The organism is Flavobacterium sp. 21.1 (assembly GCF_057801535.1).
Genome location: NZ_JBYNXA010000003.1, coordinates 1 through 14,879, shown reverse-complemented (window position 1 = coordinate 14,879; position 14,879 = coordinate 1). Strand labels below are relative to the sequence as shown.

18 protein-coding genes are annotated in these 14,879 nt (G+C 38.4%); 13 read left to right on the top strand and 5 right to left on the bottom strand.

Translation table 11 applies throughout. From position 1 onward, the window contains the following. Positions 1–21: 21 nt before the first annotated feature. From AC3E9U_RS06815 to AC3E9U_RS06805, 3 genes are read right to left on the bottom strand one after another with little or no spacing between them, the layout of a single operon-like run. A complete protein-coding gene (locus AC3E9U_RS06815; RefSeq protein WP_488746160.1) occupies positions 22–468 on the bottom strand; it encodes a DUF4440 domain-containing protein in 447 nt (148 codons plus the stop codon). Between the two features lie 7 nt (positions 469–475). Continuing rightward, entirely contained in the window at positions 476–844 is a 369-nt protein-coding gene (locus AC3E9U_RS06810) for a DMT family protein (RefSeq protein ID WP_488746159.1), read from the bottom strand. After that, a complete protein-coding gene (locus AC3E9U_RS06805) occupies positions 844–2,361 on the bottom strand; it encodes a helicase HerA-like domain-containing protein (protein ID WP_488746158.1) in 1,518 nt (505 codons plus the stop codon). Before AC3E9U_RS06805 ends, AC3E9U_RS06810 begins: the two co-directional genes overlap by 1 nt. Before the next feature lie 352 nt (positions 2,362–2,713). Between AC3E9U_RS06805 and AC3E9U_RS06800 the strand changes: the two genes are divergently transcribed. The 10 genes from AC3E9U_RS06800 to AC3E9U_RS06755 all read left to right on the top strand — a co-directional run bounded on the left by AC3E9U_RS06800 (position 2,714) and on the right by AC3E9U_RS06755 (position 10,194). After that, positions 2,714–3,547 carry a MotA/TolQ/ExbB proton channel family protein gene (locus AC3E9U_RS06800; protein ID WP_488746157.1) on the top strand — a complete coding sequence of 278 codons (834 nt, stop codon included), beginning with the start codon at positions 2,714–2,716 and terminating at the stop codon, positions 3,545–3,547. A gap of 89 nt (positions 3,548–3,636) precedes the next feature. After that, positions 3,637–4,251: an ExbD/TolR family protein gene (locus tag AC3E9U_RS06795; RefSeq protein ID WP_488746156.1), complete on the top strand. Its 615-nt coding sequence runs from the start codon at positions 3,637–3,639 to the stop codon at positions 4,249–4,251. A 19-nt stretch (positions 4,252–4,270) separates the two neighbouring features. Beyond that, a complete protein-coding gene (locus AC3E9U_RS06790) occupies positions 4,271–4,831 on the top strand; it encodes an ExbD/TolR family protein (RefSeq protein ID WP_488746155.1) in 561 nt (186 codons plus the stop codon). Positions 4,832–4,861: 30 nt separating this feature from the next. After that, positions 4,862–5,689: an energy transducer TonB gene (locus AC3E9U_RS06785; protein ID WP_488746154.1), complete on the top strand. Its 828-nt coding sequence runs from the start codon at positions 4,862–4,864 to the stop codon at positions 5,687–5,689. Between the two features lies 1 nt (position 5,690). Continuing rightward, positions 5,691–5,912, top strand: a complete 222-nt coding sequence (locus AC3E9U_RS06780; protein ID WP_488746153.1) for a hypothetical protein — start codon at positions 5,691–5,693, stop codon at positions 5,910–5,912. Then, complete coding sequence (locus tag AC3E9U_RS06775; protein WP_488746152.1) at positions 5,913–6,320, top strand: energy transducer TonB; 408 nt, start codon at positions 5,913–5,915, stop codon at positions 6,318–6,320. A 16-nt stretch (positions 6,321–6,336) separates the two neighbouring features. Continuing rightward, positions 6,337–7,251 (top strand): PstS family phosphate ABC transporter substrate-binding protein, encoded by a 915-nt coding sequence (locus AC3E9U_RS06770; RefSeq protein ID WP_488746151.1) that lies wholly within the window; start codon positions 6,337–6,339, stop codon positions 7,249–7,251. Positions 7,252–7,282: 31 nt separating this feature from the next. Next, positions 7,283–8,953 (top strand): tetratricopeptide repeat protein, encoded by a 1,671-nt coding sequence (locus AC3E9U_RS06765; protein WP_488746150.1) that lies wholly within the window; start codon positions 7,283–7,285, stop codon positions 8,951–8,953. 177 nt (positions 8,954–9,130) lie between these two features. Continuing rightward, positions 9,131–9,763, top strand: coding sequence for a 7-carboxy-7-deazaguanine synthase QueE (locus AC3E9U_RS06760; RefSeq protein WP_488746149.1), 633 nt, complete (start codon positions 9,131–9,133; stop codon positions 9,761–9,763). 23 nt (positions 9,764–9,786) lie between these two features. Next, a complete protein-coding gene (locus AC3E9U_RS06755) occupies positions 9,787–10,194 on the top strand; it encodes a DUF2059 domain-containing protein (protein ID WP_488746148.1) in 408 nt (135 codons plus the stop codon). Between the two features lie 54 nt (positions 10,195–10,248). Here AC3E9U_RS06755 and AC3E9U_RS06750 read toward each other — a convergent pair whose 3' ends face one another. After that, complete coding sequence (locus AC3E9U_RS06750; protein WP_488746147.1) at positions 10,249–10,968, bottom strand: class I SAM-dependent methyltransferase; 720 nt, start codon at positions 10,966–10,968, stop codon at positions 10,249–10,251. Between the two features lie 92 nt (positions 10,969–11,060). Between AC3E9U_RS06750 and AC3E9U_RS06745 the strand changes: the two genes are divergently transcribed. Both AC3E9U_RS06745 and AC3E9U_RS06740 read left to right on the top strand, forming a co-directional pair. Beyond that, entirely contained in the window at positions 11,061–11,558 is a 498-nt protein-coding gene (locus AC3E9U_RS06745; RefSeq protein WP_488746146.1) for a YkgJ family cysteine cluster protein, read from the top strand. A gap of 10 nt (positions 11,559–11,568) precedes the next feature. After that, entirely contained in the window at positions 11,569–11,937 is a 369-nt protein-coding gene (locus AC3E9U_RS06740; RefSeq protein WP_488746145.1) for a VOC family protein, read from the top strand. Positions 11,938–11,963: 26 nt separating this feature from the next. Here AC3E9U_RS06740 and AC3E9U_RS06735 read toward each other — a convergent pair whose 3' ends face one another. Further along, positions 11,964–13,193: an exo-beta-N-acetylmuramidase NamZ family protein gene (locus AC3E9U_RS06735; protein ID WP_488746144.1), complete on the bottom strand. Its 1,230-nt coding sequence runs from the start codon at positions 13,191–13,193 to the stop codon at positions 11,964–11,966. A 5-nt stretch (positions 13,194–13,198) separates the two neighbouring features. On the opposite strand from AC3E9U_RS06735, the gene AC3E9U_RS06730 reads away from it, so the two are divergent. Continuing rightward, on the top strand, positions 13,199–14,431 hold the full coding sequence (locus AC3E9U_RS06730) for an ABC transporter permease (protein WP_488746143.1): 1,233 nt from the start codon (positions 13,199–13,201) through the stop codon (positions 14,429–14,431). Positions 14,432–14,879: the final 448 nt, after the last annotated feature.

Here is a 14,879-nt window from a genome sequence, read left to right as displayed (position 1 = left end):
TATTAGTGTTGCTGATGATAATTAATCCCAGACATATTTCCAGGTGCCGTCGGCCTGTCTTTTCCAAACCGTATGAAAAACGCCGGTCGCCTGTTTTGTATTTCCAAGAGAGTCTTTAATCGACCAATTGTATTTTCCGTACGTATAGGCTAAATCTCCTGAATCGGACACGCTGATAAAATCAGGGGACCACGTAACGGTAGCTTTTTTATACTTCGGATTTGAATAATAATTTTGGATGTTCTCTTTTCCTTTAATCAAAGTGTCATTTTCTCTTTTGATGGTCGCGCTGTCATCGGCAAAATGATAAAATCCCGCTGCAATGCCTTTTTCGGCAACCATTTTTTCAAATGCTTTTTCGGCTTTCGCAATTTCGTCTTGGTATTCTTTCTTGGTTCTAATTTCGGCTTTCTCTGTGCAACTTGTCAGTGTGGCAATTGCTGAAAACAAGAAGATTATTTTTTTCATTGAATCGTTATTTCTTAAACATAAAATATACTGCCAGTACCAAAAAACAAAATCCAATGACATGATTCCAACGGAAGCTTTCTTCTTTGAAGAAGAGCAGCGAGAAAATTACGAAGACAATCAAGGTGATAACTTCCTGAATTACTTTTAACTGCATCAGTGAAAAAGGTCCGCCGTTGCCCTGAAAACCTATTTTATTGGCCGGAACCTGAAAGCAATATTCAAATAAGGCCAGTCCCCAGCTGATCAGAATAATACTGATTAGTCCGGCGTTTTCAAACCATTTCAGTTCTTTGAATTTTAAGTGCCCATACCAGGCAAGCGTCATAAAGACATTGGATAAAATCAATAATCCTACAGTGAAAAAAGACCTCATTACTTCTTAAACATTTTCATTAAGATACCAAATGCTCCTCTGATGAAGGTGGCGCTGGTTACGACTTTAACTACTGATTTGCCTATTACTTCGCTGGTGTTGGGCTCGCTTTTTCTTTGTTTTTCTTGCGTTTTTGCAGTTTCTTCCTGTTCGGCCTGTTGAGTTGCTTTTTCTATTTTGGCGGATAAGATTTCGTAGGCACTTTCATTATCGATGACCTGATTGTATTTTTTGGCTAATTTCGAATTATTGATAATGGTGCTGATTTCCGTATCGGTCAGAATGTCCATCCGGCTCATCGGGGCGCGCATCATACACGCTACCAGTGGAGTGGGTATTCCTTTTTCGTTTAAAGCCGTTACAAACGCTTCGCCGATTCCTAATTGGGTAATCACGTCCTCTGTTTTGTAATATTCGGATAGCGGGTAATTTTCGGCGGTCATTTTTATCGCTTTTCGGTCATTGGCCGTAAACGCGCGTAAGGCATGCTGGATTTTAAGCCCTAATTGTGCCAATACACTTGCCGGTACATCCGTCGGATTTTGTGTGATGAAATAAACGCCTATTCCTTTCGAGCGTATAAGTTTTATTATCGTTTCGATCTGGTCTAATAATGCTTTGCTTGCCTGATCGAAAATCAGGTGCGCTTCGTCAATAAAAATTACCAGTTCGGGTCTTTCACTGTCACCGACTTCAGGCATTTGCTGATACACCTCGGCCAACAAACTCAGCATGAATGTGGAAAACAATTTAGGTTTGTCCTGAATGTCTGTTAAACGGATGATGTTCACATAACCATTTCCGTTTTCGTCGATGCGCATCAGATCGTCAATATCAAACGAGAGTTCTCCAAAAAATAAATCTGCGCCTTGTTGCTCAAGTTCGATCACTTTTCTCAAAATGGAACCGGTGGATGCCGTTGAAATCCTGCCGTAATTCGCTTCAAACTCATCTTTGCCTTCGTCGGTTGCGAACTGGAGTACTTTTTTAAAGTCTTTTAAATCCAAAAGCGGAATCTGGTTGTCGTCACAATATTTGAAAATTACGGAAACAACTCCGCCTTGTGTGTCATTAAGATCAAGGATTCGAGAAAATAATACCGGACCGAATTCGGAAACCGTAGCCCGTAAACGCACACCGTTCTGCTCCGATATAGTCATCAATTCCACAGGGCAGGCCTTTGTCTGGTATGGGATGCCGATCTTTGCATGACGTTCCGTGATGAAGGACTTTTCTTCACCGGCTGCGGCAATCCCTGAGAAATCCCCTTTGATGTCCATCATTAAAACCGGGATTCCGTTTGAAGACAACTGTTCGGATAGTACCTGAATTGTTTTAGTTTTACCGGTTCCGGTGGCTCCGGCGATTAATCCGTGCCGGTTAATGGTTTTTAATGGGATTTTAATAATCGTGTTGGGGACGGCTTCCCCGTTTAAGATGCCTCCGCCTAATTCTATGGCTTCTCCTTTGCAATTGTAACCATTATTGATTTCTTCGATAAATTTTTCTGTAGACATAGGTAGTAGTTTTCTAAGGATTTGATGAATTCGCATTAAATTCAACGAATAGTAAAGCTAAAAAAATAATAGTAACCTTTGCTAAAGATCTTAAAAAAAAGCCAAGAGTAAGAATAATATTAGGAATTAAACGTTATTTTATTTACATTGGCTTAACAGTTGCATAGTGAAATCAAACTAAACCCGTTCGCAGTGTTAAATTATTTGTTTTGATGGCGGAAAAAAAAACAATTTTATTTTTTTTTTTACGTTAAAAACATAAATTTGCGACACTCATAAACAGATTTTGACTTCAGATTTTGACTTATGGGACAATAGTTATAACAAAATAGAAAAACTAAAAATTAAAAAAATGACAAAAGTATCTAACGAAACTGTTGAAAATGGAGGAAGCTCAAAAGGAACAAGCATGTTTGCTGCCTTTGCAATTGTAATCTGTTTATTGATCGGATTCCTAATCTGGAAATTCGTAATGGGACATCCATCAAACTTTCAAAATGGAGACAATACAGGTCACCCGCTACCAGGAAATTATTTAGGGATGGTTTACAAAGGAGGATTCATTGTACCTGCTTTGATGGGATTATTCTTAATGGCGGTTGTTTTTTCTTTTGAGAGATTCTTCGTTATCAGCAAGGCTGCTGGAAAAAGTAATGTTGAGAAATTCGTTAAAAATGTACAGGTTTTAATCGGTCAGGGGAAAATTGAAGAGGCTATCGCCGAGTGTGATGCACAACAAGGTTCTGTAGCTAATGTAGTTAGAGCTGGTTTGACTAAATATCAGGAAGTAAGAAAAGAAGGTTTCGATAGCGAAAAAGCGACTGAAACTATCCAAAAAGAAATTGACGAGGCTACTTCATTAGAAATGCCGATGTTAGAGAAAAACATGACGATCATTGCTACATTGGTATCAATTGGTACGTTAATGGGATTATTAGGAACAGTATCGGGGATGATCAAAGCGTTCTCCGGATTAGCTGCTGCAGGTGCTCCTGACCAGGCTGCATTAGCAACAGGTATTTCTGAGGCACTTATTAACACGGCTACAGGTATTGGTACTTCTACGTTATCAATCATCATGTATAACGTGTTTACATCTAAAATTGATAAATTAACTTACTCTATCGACGAGGCTGGTTTTGCTATCACGCAAGCATACAGACGTATGAAAGGTCGTGCAGCATAATCACTGCACACTTTGTTAGAGAGTTAATTATTAATTTGTTGCAAGTGAGAAAGCTTGACTTGTCTCCTTGTGACTAAAATCAAAAGAAAATGGCAAAAGCAAAAATGTCAAAGAAAAGTACGAAGATCGATATGACGGCTATGTGTGACGTAGCGTTCTTATTGTTGTCTTTCTTCGTAATGACATCTACAGCTAAAGTACCTGAGCCACTTCCGGTTGATACGCCGGCATCTACTGTGCAAACGAAATTGCCGGATGCTGACTTGGTGACCATTACCGTAGGTAAAGAGAAAGTGTTCTTTGGTATGATTGGTCAAGACATTCGTAAAGATGTTTTGGGCAGAATAGCTGAAAAATATAAAGTCAATTTTACAGATGAGGAGACAAAACGTTTTTCGCTGATTGATGGATTTGGAGTTCCGGTTGGAAATTTAAAGCAGATAATCAAAATGTCTGGAGAAGAGCGTAATAAAGAAGGCCTACAGCCGGGAATTCCTTATGATTCTGTTGATAATCAATTGAATGAATGGATTTTGGCAGCGCGTTATGCAACAAAAGATTTACATAATCAGGAGTTGAAAGTAGCTATCAAGGCAGACGGAAAAGAAGAGTATCCTACCGTTAAGAAAGTAATCGATATTCTTCAGAAACAAAGAATTAATAAGTTTTTCTTAGTCACCGGTTTACGAACTGATGATTTTTAATTAAAAAAAATACTGTAAAATGGCAGAATTAAATACCGGCGATGGCGGTGGCAAGAAGAAAGGTCATATTAGAAGTAAAAAACAGAATGCGGGTGTCGATTTGACAGCGATGGTGGATTTGGCATTCCTTTTGATTACTTTCTTTATGTTGACGACTTCATTGTCAAAACCACAGTCTATGAACTTGGCTATGCCGGATAAGGATCCGAATGCACCGAAGCCACCAGTAATTGATGTTGCTGATGACCGTTCAATGACCATACTGTTAGGTGAGAAGAATCAAATTGTTTGGTATTATGGTCTACCGGATAACCCAATTGAAGGGCCTAGTAAAATTGGTTACGGAAAAAATGGGATTAGAAAAGAATTGTTAGACAAGGAGAAAAAAGTTTTGGAAAAATACGGTACGCCTGAAAAAGGATTGATTGTACTTATTAAAGCTAGTAAAAAATCTAATTACAGAAACCTTGTTGATATTCTAGATGAGATGGCTATCGCTAAAGTGCCAACTTATGCGATTGTTGATATTACACCAGAAGAAAACGCAATGTTGAAAAAAGAAGAAATCCTGTCGGAGTAATTCTTTTCAAACATTTAAAAAGTAAAAATCATGTCAAAATTAAACTTATTTAAGACAGAGTGGATTGATATAATCTTTGAAGGTCGTAATAAGGCATATGGTGCATATCAATTACGTTCAGACAGTCCTAAAACCACGTCAAGAGCTTTGTTGATCGGAGCATTCTTGTTTGCTTCTGCTATTGCGGCACCGGTAATTCAAAATATTATCAGTCAGCGATTGGCAGAGGGTGAAAAGGAAAATATGGATAAAGTGATTGAGACCGCATTGTTGCCTCCGCCTCCTCCAAAAGAAGATTTACCTCCACCACCACCGCCTGAGCCACCAAAATCGGTAAACGATCAGGTAAAATTCCCACCGCCTGAAGTGGTGAAAAAGGAATTGGTTCGTGATGAAGATCCTCCCACAGTAGAAGATCTGAAAGAAGCTGATCCGGGTCAGAAAAATATTAAAGGTGATAAAGATGCAGATATCGTTATCAACCAGCCTGCCGGAGAAGGTGAAAAAGCTGCAGAAGTTGTGGAAGAAGATAATACCGTTTATAAATCTGTTGAAATTATGGCAGGTCCAACGGGCGGTATGGATTCTTTTTATAAAAAATTCGGAAGCACTTTACAGTCTCAAATTCCTGAGGTTGACGAAGGAGTGGGCCAGTTAAGGTTTATTTTAGTTTTCGTTGTCGAGAAAGACGGAAGTTTTTCAGACGTAAAAGTAGCGAGAGATCCTGGTTATGGAGTGGGTAAATTGGCGATTAAAGTACTTAACGGTATGCCAAAATGGAAACCTGCTATCCAAAACGGACGTCCAGTACGTTCGCAGTTCTCTATGCCAATTACAATTGCAGTTGGACAACAGTAATATGAAAATATTTCAAAATTTTAAACAGAAATCGCCTCAACAGCGATTTCTGTTTGTTTTAGGACTGGTCTTTTTAGGATTATATGTCTTTTTAGGCGTAACTTTGTTTATCTGGAAAAGTATGCCGGTAGAGATTTCCTATGCACGAAGAGTGATTTTAGGGGTGATATTAATTGTTTATGCGGCGATTCGTTTTGTACGTCTGCAGCAATCTAAAGAGTAAATGAAGAAAATTGTTTTAACGTTAGTTCTTAGTTTACTATGTTGTATGGGTTTTGCCCAGGAGAAGTCCGAAAGCGATTCTGTTGAAGATAACGCAGTATATGTTCAGGTAGATGAAATGGCAAAACCTGCTGAAGGAATGCAGGACTTTTACGTCAAATTTTCCAATAGAATGAAAGCGCCGGAAATAAAGGATAGGAGTATACGTGAGGTAAGAGTGATGCTTAGTTTCGTTGTTGAAAAGGACGGCAGTTTCAGTGATATAAAAGTACTAAGAGATCCTGGTTATGGTTTCGGCGACGAAGCAGTGCGGGTTATGAGATCTATGAATAAATGGAAACCCGCAATGAAACAAGGTCAAAAAGTACGTACTCAGTTTACGATGCCTATAACAATACGGATAAATTAATTACGTTAGCTATATTATGAAAAAGTACATTTCAGTTATTGCGCTGATACTTATTTTAACAGGATGTAATAAAAACAGTGAAACAGCCAACGCGAAAGAAACGGCTGTAGCCGGGACGGCCACCATAATGGTGGACGAGACTATTTTTCCCATCATTGAAGACGTTGCAATACTTTTTGAGAATGAATATAGCAGAACCAAAATTAATTTAGTCAGTAAGTCGGAAACGGAAATACTGAATTCCATACATAAGAACAAGGGACAAATTGCTATTTTGGCGAAAGATCTTGATTCGACAGAAATCAGTTATTTCAATAAGACTAAAAAAGTGTATCCGCGAATCACTGAATTCGGTGTTGATGCTGTAGCGTTTATCAGCAACAGGAACCGTATCGATTCTACTTTGGTTTTGAACGATGTTTTACAGATTTTAAATGGAAAGCCTAATGACAAAATAAAGTCATTGGTTTTTGATAATCCGAATTCGAGTACAATAAGAACATTAAAGTCACTGGCAGGAATCAAGGATTTGCCAACCAAAAATATTTTTGCCCTGAATTCTAATAAAGAAGTGGTGAAGTTTGTTACAGAAAATGAAGGAGCTATTGGAATTTTAGGAATAAACTGGTTATTACAACCAACCCCGGATCTTGAGGCTTATGCCAAAAAAGTGCAGGTCTTAGCGATTGAAAATGTTAAAAATAACGCAAACAACCGGTTTGTTAAACCGAATCAGACTAATATTGCAGATGGCAGTTATCCGGTCACCCGAAAATTGTATATGTTAAATTTTCAGGGCACTGCCGGTTTGGGCATGGGATTTGCTTCGTATCTTGCAGGTCAACAAGGACAACGGATTATTCTGAAATCCGGATTAGTTCCGAAACATTTCCCAACCCGTCAGATTGCGGTGAGGGATAAAGTTGAATAGTAAAGAAATAACCATAAAAACTAAGTTAGAAATGAAAAATGCTAAAGTTTTAAGTTTAATGTTGTCTGTGCTTTCGACAGCGGTCTTTGCCCAGGATTTGCAACAGGCAAAGAAAGCTATTGATGCTGAACAATATGACAAAGCAAAAAAAATACTAAAAGGGTTGGTGAAATCTAATCCGGACAATGGTAAAAATTTCTTCTACTTAGGTGATGTATACCTAAGAGAAGCGAAGACCGATTCTGCAACGATGATTTTCAATAAGGGATTGGCCGCTAAAGATAAAGGGACATTAAATTATATCGGTTTAGGACAAATCGATTTGGATAATAATAAATCAGCGCAGGCTAATTTTGATAAAGCAGCTGCTAATATTAAGAAAAAAGATGTTGAAGAATTGTTATTAATTGCGAAAGCATATATCAATTCCGAAAACCCCGATTATAAAAAAGCGATCGAAGTTGCCAATAAAGCATTGTTGATCGAAGATAAAAATCCTACTGCTTATTTGGTATTAGGAGATGCGCAGGTTGGAAATAAGGCTGCAGGAGAAGCGTACCGCGCTTATGAATCGGCATACGATTATGATAAATCAATGTTGATTGCGCGTGTAAAATATGCGTCCATCAACAAGAGTGCAAAAAATTTCACAGACGCTGTGAAGATATTAAATGGTGTTATTGCTACGGATGCAAATTTTGGTCCAGCCTATCGTGAATTAGCGGAAACATATTATTTCATGGGAGCTAATGAGCCTGCAAAATATGATGAGAATATCAAAAAAGCATTGCAGTATTATGAGAAATACATGGCCCTAACAGATTATTCAGTCGAATCACGTATGCGTCATGCGGATTTTCTAATCTTAGCTAAAGATTACAAAGCATTGGAAATCGAAGCTAACGAGATGAAAAAACTGGATAAGGTAAATCCGCGTATTCTGCGTTATTTAGGTTATGCGGCCTATGAGAACGGAAACTATGCTGAAAGCTCAAAAGCAATGACCGAGTTTTTCGCAAAAGTTGAACCAAAAAGAATCATCGCGAGAGACTACCTTTATTTAGGCTTAACCAAAATGGCCGAAGCTAAAAAAGCGGACGGTACCTATGATGAAAAAATCTTCAATGAAGGTGTGGTTGAATTGAACAAAGCAGTCGAGAAAGATCCGGTAATCGCAAGTGAACTGAATCCACTTGGACAAAAAATGTTCAAAGAGAAATTATACAAAAACGCTTCAAAATTGTTTGAAGTGGCGATCAAAAATCCAAAATCTAAAAATTACTTCGCAGATAATTTCTATTTAGGATATGCTTTATACTTTGATTATGATGAAAAAACATCACCGAAGGACCAATTGGTAAAAGCGGATGCAGCGTTCTCGAAAGTTATCGAACTAAATGCGGCAACTCAGGATGCGCACTTGTTCAAAGCAAGAACTAACGAGGCAATCGGTACACCGGAATCCAAAAAAATTGCGTTGACAGCCTATGAAGAATACGTGAAGTTAATAAACGCTAAAGGGGATGCGGAAAAATCAAAACCGGCAGTAAAGAAAAACATGATCGAAGCTTATACTTTTGTGGGTGCTCATTATGCTAACAGTGCAGAAAAAGCCAAAGCTATTGAAAATCTTGAAAAATTATTGGTGATCGATCCGACTAATGCTTACGCTACAAAAACATTAAAAGCGCTTAAAGCTTAAAAAGAATAAACCATAAAATAAGACCGACAACTTAAGTTGTCGGTTTTTTTTTGGAGCGTCCCGATAGCTATGGGTACAGAGCCGGAAGATAATCGTCGGACTACTTGAAATGGTATGTTAAATAGCTAATAATCTAATTATCAAATTGCTTACCTTTGCAGACTATTTTTATACAAAATGCTTAAAAAAGAAATACAAATTGCGGTTGAAAAAGGCGAAATGCTGCCTTTAATGGAGGAGTTTTATACCATTCAGGGTGAGGGTTATCATACGGGAACAGCGGCGTACTTTATCAGAATCGGCGGTTGCGACGTAGGTTGTCACTGGTGTGACGTGAAAGAAAGCTGGAACGCCGAACTACATCCTCCAACCACAACGGACGTGATTGTAGCCAATGCTAAAAAATACGCAGAAACTGTGGTGGTGACAGGTGGAGAGCCTTTAACCTGGGACATGACAGCTTTAACAGCGAAACTAAAAGCGCAAAATTTACGCGTGCACATAGAGTCTTCAGGAGCTTACCCCGTGACCGGAAGCTGGGATTGGTTTTGCCTTTCTCCTAAGAAAACAAAACTTCCTGTTGATGATGCCTATGAGATCGCACACGAACTTAAGGTGATCATTCATAACAAGCACGATTTTATTTTCGCAGAGGAACAGGCAGCTAAAGTAAACACAAATGCTATTTTGTTTTTGCAGCCCGAATGGAGTAAAAAAGAAGAAATGACTCCATTAATTGTGGATTATGTTATGAATAATCCAAAATGGCGTGTATCTTTACAAACACATAAGTATTTGAATATCCCTTAATTTTATAAACTAGCAAAAAAAAAATGAAAAAACTGATTTTAGCATTCGCTTTTCTTTTAGTGGCGAATTTAGGAATGGCTCAGGCAAATGAGGCCTTCAAAAAAGACGTAATGAAAATGATTGAAGTAACGGGTTCGTCTGCTCAGATGAATTTGGCAAAAGATCAAATTTTGAAAATGGTTCCTAAAGAAAAACAAGCGGCTTTCCTTGTTGAATTTGATTCAACCTTACCGGCGCTTTACAGTAAAATGGCTGACGTATTCATGCAGGAGTACACACATGATGATGTGAAAGCTATTTTAAAGTTCTATGAAACTCCGGTTGGAAAGAAAATGAAAGAAAAAGCGCCTGTACTTGCGGAAAAAAATATGGCTGCAAGTCAGGAGTGGGCTATGGGCTTACAAGGGATGATGGCTAAATATATGCAGTAATCAATCACTGGAAAATAAAAAAAATCCCGAGTTTTTACTCGGGATTTTTTGCTTTTATACAGGCTGAAGATGTGTGAGTCTCGCAAGATAGTCGTAATGTTCGCCTTCCTGCATAAGTTCACACCTCAGGCCGTTGGCATAAGCCGCATTCTGTAATGTGTTGTAATCAATATACATCCAGTCAAACGGATCTTCCTTTTCACCTTTGTAAGAAACGTAGAAAACCAATTCACCATAATAATCGGTTTGGCTCGGAATCCATTTTCCACCGTCTTCATCCTCATCAAACATGTAGATGATGTCCGAACTGTCCAGTAAAATCTGACCATTCTCGCTTAACAGGGATTTGAGTTTTTGAAGAAATCCGGCTATTTTGTTTAGTTTTCCACACATTCCGGCGCCGTTCATCATTAGTAAAATGGTGTCGAAAGTTTCCCCTTCCATCGCCATCACATTTTCAACCCGTGCCTTTTTTACGCCACGAAGCTCGCAAGCCTTAATTGCATTGGCGGAAATATCTATGGCAGTAACATCAAGGTTTTTCTGATTCTGAAGGTATAGGGCATGACTTCCGGCCCCACAACCGATATCCAATACTTTACCTTTTGAAAGGTCCAATGCTTTTTGTTCCATTTTCGGCATGGCGGAATAATCGCGGAACAAATAGGCAACACTCATTTCATCGGCTTCCGATATTGAGGTTTCCGTGATTAAATCTTCCGGCGAATTATTGGTCTGATAATCTAGTATGGCTTTCCCGAAAAGGTCTTTCATTGTTGTCAATGTGTTAATGTGTTTATTTGTTTTGTGCGAATTGAGTAATTTTGCCAGGTAATTTTTCGAATAAACGAATAATCAGATCACAAATGCTCAAACCATCTTTAAACGAACTTTCAAAATTAGCCAAAGATAAGCATAACGAAAACAAAAAGTATTTCGATAAGCTGAAAAAGAAAACGCCCAAAAATTTGGATTATGTAATGCAGGATCTGCACGATGCCGAATTCAGAAGAACCGACTGTCTGCAATGTGCGAATTGCTGTAAAACTACGGGTCCGCTTTTCACTTCGGCCGATATTGAGCGTATCGCAAAACATTTTAAACAAAAACCGCAGCAATTCATCGATCAGTATCTTCGAGTTGATGAAGATAAGGATTATGTATTGCAAAGCGTGCCGTGTACATTTTTGGATGCGGAGAATTATTGCATGATTTATGATGTTCGTCCGAAAGCCTGTCGCGAGTTTCCGCATACCGACAGAAAAAAGTTCCAGCAGATTTCAAATCTGACCCTGAAAAATGTGGCTATTTGCCCGGCGGCATATAATATTGTGGAGGAAATGAAAAAAAAGCTACCTTTATAAAAAACGAATCATGGCAAAATTCCAACCGATCCGTCCCATGTTATGGACCAACGAACTAAAAGAAACCATTGCATTTTATGTAAACATGCTTGGATTTACCTGCGGTGAGTATAATGAAGATTGGGGATGGGCCTCCTTATGTAAAGACGATGCCGAACTCATGCTGGCAAAGCCCAACGAACATACGCCGTTTCAAAAGCCTTTGTTTACAGGTTCGTTTTATATTAATGTAGATAATGTTGATGAACTTTGGCTTAAATTAAAAGATAAAACCAAGCTATGTTATGAAATAGAAACCTTCGAATGGGGAATGCGGGAATTTGCCATTTATGACAATAATGGATATCTCCTGCAGTTTGGTCAGGATGTAAGCGAATAAAAAAAGAGCTCATTTGAGCTCTTTTTTTATTCGCTATATATAAGGTAGGATTTTCGCATTGTTTTGAAATTGGCGAGTCCTTTTGCCCAGCTTTTTCGTATTTCTGCTTCGGATACGCCGGTTTCAATCTGCTGTTGTAATTTTTTAGTTCCTGCCAGCTTTGTAAAAAACTCATTGAAGAACTTTGATTTATCTGAAGTGGTTTGATAGGCACTAATCAGCCATTTTAATTCCAAACGACTCACTTTATCGATTTTTGATAGATCTTCGCCATAACAAAGTTTTCCGTTATGTGTCGGATCTTTTGCACCTGCATTAGGACCCGGAGTGAAACTGAAGTTGCTTTTTGGCAAAAAAGGTGATCCGTAAATCTGGAACTGTTTATCGGTTCCGCGGCCCACACTTACATTGGTTCCTTCAAACAGGCACAAACTGGCATATAAATTAATAGCTTGATCGTTTGGTAAATTCGGTGACGGTTTCACGGGTAAGCTATAGCTCATGCTGTGCTTATAGTTCAGGCAAGGAATTACGGTTAGCTCACAATGCGCGCCGTTTTTCAGCCATTTTTCGCCGTTTATCATTTTGGCGTACTCACCAATAGTCATTCCGTGTAAAACCGGAATCGGATGCATGCCGACAAAACTCGCATATTCGTTTTCTAAAACCGGCCCGTCAATAATACCGCCATTCGGATTTGGTCGATCCAAAACGATAAGCGGAATATTATTTTCCGCGCAGGCTTCCATCACATAATGCAACGAAGAAATATAGGTATAGAAACGGGCGCCCACATCCTGTAAGTCGAAAATCATAATGTCAATCCCTTCTAATTGTTCCGGTTTCGGTTTTTTATTGTTGCCATAAAGCGATATGATTGGTAATCCGGTTTTGCTGTCTTTTCCGTCCTTAATCAGTTCGCCTGCATCGGCGGTTCCTCTGAAGCCGTGTTCCGGAGCGAATATCTTTTTAACATCATGGTTGAATTTCACGAGAAAATCGATCAAATGTGTGTTGTTAACGGAGATGCTTGTCGCATTAGCAACCACGCCAATTTTTTTGTTCTTAAGCAGCGGTACGAACTGTAAATTCTCTGCTCCGGTTTTAATGCCTGTAGTGATTGTTTCCGTTACGATTTCTTTTTTGGCGGAATTTTTATTTGCAGGTTCATTTTGGGATTTAATCTTTTGCGAACAAGAAATTGTTATCAAACAAAAAAATAAAAATGTACTTTTGAACATCGAATTTGAAATCATATACTTTGAGGTTAGAATATTTTATAGCCAGACGACTTGTTACTACTAGAAACTATAAAAGTAGTATATCTGCACCAATTATAAAAATTGCCATCGCCGCGATTGCTATTGGAATGGTTATGATGATTGTTTCCATCGCGACCGGTATGGGATTGCAGCAAAAAATACGCCAGAAAGTCTCGGCTTTTAATGGGCACGTGATTATTTCCAACTACGACGATAACCAATCGGAAGTCAGTGTGGCGCCCATTTCGATTCACCAGGATTTTTATCCGAAGTTTCAAAATATTGAAGGGATCAGTCATATTCAGGCGGTAGCGACTAAGGCTGGTATCATTCGAACCGAAAGTGCATTCGAAGGAATTGTTTTTAAAGGTGTAGGAAAAGATTACCAATGGCAGAATTTACAGGAATATATTGTGTCGGGTCGTATTCCAAATCTAAAAAGCAATTTAAATCCGGAAGTGGTCATTTCGCAATATTTGGCAAACCGACTAAATTTGAAAGTAGGCGATAAGTTTAATACTTTTTTTATGAAGGAAGAAGGTAAGTTGCCCAATCTTCGTAATTTTAAAATTGTCGGGATTTACAATTCCGGTTTTCAGGAATTTGACGCTACCTATATAATAGGAGATATCCGCCATCTGCAGCGAATCAACAAATGGCAAAAAGATGAAGTGGGTGCTTTCGAAGTTTTCATTGATGACTTTTCGAAGATCAAAGAAAAGGGTGATGAGATCTATGCCGAAATTCCACCTACCTATAATAGTATCACCATTGAAGAAAAGTACTTCAATATTTTTGAATGGCTGAAATTGTTTGATTTTAATATCGTAGTGATTTTGATTATTATGATCGTGGTGGCGACCATTAATATGGTAGTGGCGTTGCTGGTCCTTATATTGGAGCGGACCCAAATGATCGGAATCATGAAAGCGATTGGTGCGAACAATTGGGTAATAAGAAAAATATTTCTCTATAATGCAGGTCATTTGATTCTTCGCGGGTTGTTTTGGGGGAATCTGGTTGGTATAAGTGTCCTTCTCGTTCAGAAATATTTTGGCGTAATCAAACTCAATCCGGAAAATTATTATGTGACCGAAGCGCCGGTTTCAATTTCCATACCTTATATAGTAGCATTAAATCTCGGAACGGTTTTCGTTTGTCTTGTGGTTTTATTGGTTCCTTCCTATATTATAACTAAAATTTCTCCGGTTAAGGCTATTCGATTCGATTAGAAGCGAAAGTTTTGGGCTTTTTTGGGGACTTCGTTCCCGCTTTCCGTTGCAATTCCGTCTCGTTTTTGGTAAACGAGCCGGGATTTCCACTGTAATCGGGGCTAGGAGGGTAGCTTTTTTGATTTATCTGTAAAATTTTGGGCTTTGTTTAGAGGGTTATCATGAGGAGGAACGATGAAGTAATCTCATAGTATATATAATATATAGTATAGTAAATCCGACTTTGCCACTTAGTGACTCTGCAACTCTGTAACTTTCTAAAAAAAAAACTTTCCCGGGTTACAAAATGGTTATCAGTGAGTTATGGGAAACCTCTGAAAAACTTTAAAAAAAAGGTTGAAAATAATTAGGAGTTATGGAAAAGAGTGCTACTTTTGCACCCGCAATCAAGGCACAGTTCTTTAGAAATTTTGAAAATGACAAGTCGAAAAGATTTTGAAAAAAATCG